The sequence below is a fragment of the Bacillus badius NBRC 15713 genome (assembly GCF_001591605.1).
GTDB lineage: Bacteria > Bacillota > Bacilli > Bacillales > Domibacillaceae > Pseudobacillus > Pseudobacillus badius.
Genome location: NZ_BCVF01000086.1, coordinates 1 through 3025, shown reverse-complemented (window position 1 = coordinate 3025; position 3025 = coordinate 1). Strand labels below are relative to the sequence as shown.

Genomic DNA, 3025 nt, shown 5'->3' with positions numbered 1-3025 from the left:
CGCTCCCTCTTAGGAGGAGAAACGATGACTGCCTATTTTGTATCAGTCGGTGTGCTGATTTGTATAGTCTTAATATTCGGAATTCTTAAGGATATGAAGGGGGATGCGGAATGAATAATCGTGAAATAGATCGTCTGGTTGCAGAGAAGGTCATGGGGTGGACTTTAAAGGAAATGACAGCAACTTCTGCTTGGATGGATAGTCAGGGTGGATGGACTTTATATCAAATGTGGAAGCCTTCAACAGATATGCGTGACGCTTGGTTGGTGGCAGAAAAACTCTATATTACTGTATGTCCTCAACAAGGAGCACCGACAGAAATGAGTGTTTGGGCTGAAATAAACAAACAACCATTAGGTAATTGTTATGAGGCATTCGCAAAAACAGCGCCAATGGCTATTTGCTTGGTTGCTTTGAAAGCTGCAGGAGTAGAAATAGAGTCATGATCGCCAAAACTAGCAAAAACAATAAATTCAACGATCCTTTGCATCGTACCAAACATAGACTTGGCCGCCTGCAATTCGACTATGACCAGCTGGAAGAAAAGTATGAGCACATAAAGAAGCAAATGGCACAGTTCCAGCTTGTGAACGAACATCAAGCCGAGCGGATCATACAGTTACAAAATGAAATACGCATCTTACGTGAGAACCAACGTCCTTGCATACGTCCACACGGTAAAACGATGCTGGAAGGCTATTTCACTTACTTAGGTAGAGAATACACGGTTGGTCCATATAAAACAGAAGCAGAAGTGTTAGAAGCGGTCAAACAGGCGAAGAAAGCGATAGCGGAATAGGGGGATAAACAGTGGAGAAAACATACAAGCAATTAGCGACAGAAACCTATATGAAAACGATAGAAACTCATTTCACTACATTTGAACTGGAGCTAATCAAATCCGCATTTGAAACAGGTTTCAATATTGGAGCTTGCGATAATGGACCGAAGCTCATACAAGAAATTGCTTTGAATCAATTGGCGAAGAAAACGGTAGTGGAGTGAGGGGGGCTTTAAATGACACAAATTGAATGGTTGTATGACCAATTACAATCTTTAAGCACCGAAACACTAATAAGAATAATTGATGAGCTGGATTGCGGAATACCTGATAATGCCTACAAAGAAATGGCGACGGATGTCTATAACAAAGCTAAAGCAAGATGTGAACTCACTCATAAACAGAAGCGAGTTTTGGTGAACATTATCGGTCAACCAAGGAGGGGTTAGAGATGGATTTGGAAAAAGTTGAATTGAGAGCGGCGAAAAGACTTAACATTTGTCCGTCCGACTGGCAGGAAAACATTTGGATTGTTCATGGCAAAGATGAATTTTGTCAAGCGGAAGGAAGTTGGGAAGAATTAGTTTCCTTGGCTGAACAGATTTTAACGCACCCAAACACAAAAAAAGTTAAAAACAAGTAGTATGCAATTCGTTAAAAGTGGTTTAACAGGAGGCCGCCCATGCACCTATTACTTATCATAGCCCCGGCTTTTATCGTCGGGCTAGCCTTACTATCCATTGCTCAAGCAGAAGCAAATAAACGAGTAAGAGAAGCCTATAAAGCCGGATTACGAGAAGGTAGAGAGCAGAACTGGAGGGAAGCGAAGTGAAAGAGAGTAAATTCTTAGCGTGGGATTGGGATGAAGGGTGTTATAAAAAGATTCCTTCCAATGATGTAGTAGAAGCAATTTATATCGCTTGGAATTATGAGTTTGATGTGTTTAGAGCGGAGGATAAGCAATTAATTTTTAGTGGCCAAGACGATAAGGAAGCTAATAATGACAGACTGAGAGCTTACGGGCTTTGGCTAATAGATCACGAGAACGGAAGGTTGTTACAAAGTACTGAAACAGGTGAGGTTTACTATCCTAATTGCTATAAGGAGAGAGGGCAATGAGGGAAATTGAATTGGGTGATATCGCAGAATGTCCTCATTGCGGAAAAGAGTTTGAAATAAACAATCTTGATGAAGAAGAATGGAATGATTTTGATAGTTACTTTGAACATATAACAACGTGTGATGGTTAAGTCGCAGTTCGTTGAAAATGCGAAGGAGTAAAGAATTTGAAACCATTTAAAATTAAATGCCCGGAGTGCGGCAGAGAAATCGAAATAAATAAACACATCAACAAATGTGAGTGTAAAGCAAGAATCAAAGTATTGAAGTGATTGCACAGTAGACACATATAGTGCCACAAAAGGAGGAAGAAACTTGAGCAATGTAATTAAAGAGGTGGTTCAAATTTCAAGGAGAGAATACACCTGCGATGATTGTCGAAGCCTTATAGAGAAGTATTCCAAGTACACTTACCTTTTCGGTTCAGCTTTCAAAGGAGAAAAACCTTATAGCATTAGAATATGCCAAAGTTGTAAACCAATTGTTGAATAGTTCGTTGAAAATGCGAAGGAGGGGAAGGAATGAACTGCCCTTATTGCGATAAACAGGCTGTATTTTTAACCAGCAAAGAGTTCTATGGCAGGGATTACGGATCAAACGTTTATCTCTGCCGGCCGTGTGATGCTTATGTTGGCACTCATGGAAACACAAAGAATCCATTAGGCACCATGGCAACTCCGGAGGTTCGGCGCTGGAGAAAAGCGGCACATTCGATATTTGATCCTTTATGGAGAAGTAGAGAAATGTCTAGGAGTACAGCTTATCGTTGGATGCAGGAGGCTATGGGGTTATCGAGCAAAGAAGCGCATATTGCTCTATTTGATGAAGAACAGTGTAAACAATTGATAGAGAAAGTAAAAGAACAGAGGGGGATAAAACATGTGTAACCTACACAGCGAAAATGAAAATGTTGTCAACGATCTAGGATATGCCTGGATGATTCAACCGTGTCCGAATCTAACAGAAGAAGAGATTGAGGTGCGTAAGTTGGAAAGTATGAAGAAGATGAAAGATATCAGATTGAAGATTGTGCAACTTAGAAGAGCAGCGGCTTTGAAGGAGGTGATATAGGAGGGGAAACCCTTCTTTCTTTTCACTTTTAAATAGAACGTACGTTTGGATTAA

General features: G+C 40.5%; 10 protein-coding genes. All 10 read left to right on the top strand.

The features are described 5' to 3' along the window. Nucleotides 1-110: 110 nt before the first annotated feature. The 10 genes from BBA02S_RS19705 (at nucleotide 111) to BBA02S_RS19670 (ending at nucleotide 2971) form a co-directional block, all read left to right on the top strand. Nucleotides 111-446 (top strand): BC1872 family protein, encoded by a 336-nt coding sequence (locus BBA02S_RS19705; protein ID WP_041114696.1) that lies wholly within the window; start codon nucleotides 111-113, stop codon nucleotides 444-446. Next, nucleotides 443-799: a hypothetical protein gene (locus tag BBA02S_RS19700; protein WP_041114695.1), complete on the top strand. Its 357-nt coding sequence runs from the start codon at nucleotides 443-445 to the stop codon at nucleotides 797-799. Before BBA02S_RS19705 ends, BBA02S_RS19700 begins: the two co-directional genes overlap by 4 nt. 11 nt (nucleotides 800-810) lie before the next feature. After that, nucleotides 811-1005: a hypothetical protein gene (locus BBA02S_RS19695; protein WP_041114694.1), complete on the top strand. Its 195-nt coding sequence runs from the start codon at nucleotides 811-813 to the stop codon at nucleotides 1003-1005. A 12-nt stretch (nucleotides 1006-1017) separates the two neighbouring features. Further along, the gene (locus tag BBA02S_RS19690; RefSeq protein ID WP_052477473.1) at nucleotides 1018-1230 is read left to right on the top strand and encodes a hypothetical protein; all 213 of its coding nucleotides are present in this window, start codon (nucleotides 1018-1020) and stop codon (nucleotides 1228-1230) included. Between the two features lie 2 nt (nucleotides 1231-1232). Continuing rightward, a complete protein-coding gene (locus BBA02S_RS19685; protein ID WP_041114693.1) occupies nucleotides 1233-1424 on the top strand; it encodes a hypothetical protein in 192 nt (63 codons plus the stop codon). 39 nt (nucleotides 1425-1463) lie between these two features. Further along, nucleotides 1464-1613 carry a hypothetical protein gene (locus BBA02S_RS20895; RefSeq protein WP_156141546.1) on the top strand — a complete coding sequence of 50 codons (150 nt, stop codon included), beginning with the start codon at nucleotides 1464-1466 and terminating at the stop codon, nucleotides 1611-1613. Further along, nucleotides 1610-1900: a hypothetical protein gene (locus tag BBA02S_RS19680; protein ID WP_041114692.1), complete on the top strand. Its 291-nt coding sequence runs from the start codon at nucleotides 1610-1612 to the stop codon at nucleotides 1898-1900. Before BBA02S_RS20895 ends, BBA02S_RS19680 begins: the two co-directional genes overlap by 4 nt. Then, the gene (locus BBA02S_RS21420) at nucleotides 1897-2031 is read left to right on the top strand and encodes a hypothetical protein (RefSeq protein ID WP_255211766.1); all 135 of its coding nucleotides are present in this window, start codon (nucleotides 1897-1899) and stop codon (nucleotides 2029-2031) included. Before BBA02S_RS19680 ends, BBA02S_RS21420 begins: the two co-directional genes overlap by 4 nt. A 390-nt stretch (nucleotides 2032-2421) precedes the next feature. Further along, nucleotides 2422-2787 (top strand): zinc-finger-containing protein, encoded by a 366-nt coding sequence (locus BBA02S_RS19675; protein ID WP_041114691.1) that lies wholly within the window; start codon nucleotides 2422-2424, stop codon nucleotides 2785-2787. Beyond that, nucleotides 2780-2971 (top strand): hypothetical protein, encoded by a 192-nt coding sequence (locus tag BBA02S_RS19670; protein WP_041114690.1) that lies wholly within the window; start codon nucleotides 2780-2782, stop codon nucleotides 2969-2971. Before BBA02S_RS19675 ends, BBA02S_RS19670 begins: the two co-directional genes overlap by 8 nt. Nucleotides 2972-3025: the final 54 nt, after the last annotated feature.

Coding starts and splice junctions, on each gene's coding strand:
- BBA02S_RS19705 (WP_041114696.1), top strand. CDS start 111: ATGAATAATCGTGAAATAGATCGTCTGGTTGCAGAGAAGGTCATGGGG.
- BBA02S_RS19690 (WP_052477473.1), top strand. CDS start 1,018: ATGACACAAATTGAATGGTTGTATGACCAATTACAATCTTTAAGCACC.
- BBA02S_RS20895 (WP_156141546.1), top strand. CDS start 1,464: ATGCACCTATTACTTATCATAGCCCCGGCTTTTATCGTCGGGCTAGCC.
- BBA02S_RS19675 (WP_041114691.1), top strand. CDS start 2,422: ATGAACTGCCCTTATTGCGATAAACAGGCTGTATTTTTAACCAGCAAA.
- BBA02S_RS19670 (WP_041114690.1), top strand. CDS start 2,780: ATGTGTAACCTACACAGCGAAAATGAAAATGTTGTCAACGATCTAGGA.
- BBA02S_RS21420 (WP_255211766.1), top strand. CDS start 1,897: ATGAGGGAAATTGAATTGGGTGATATCGCAGAATGTCCTCATTGCGGA.
- BBA02S_RS19685 (WP_041114693.1), top strand. CDS start 1,233: ATGGATTTGGAAAAAGTTGAATTGAGAGCGGCGAAAAGACTTAACATT.
- BBA02S_RS19700 (WP_041114695.1), top strand. CDS start 443: ATGATCGCCAAAACTAGCAAAAACAATAAATTCAACGATCCTTTGCAT.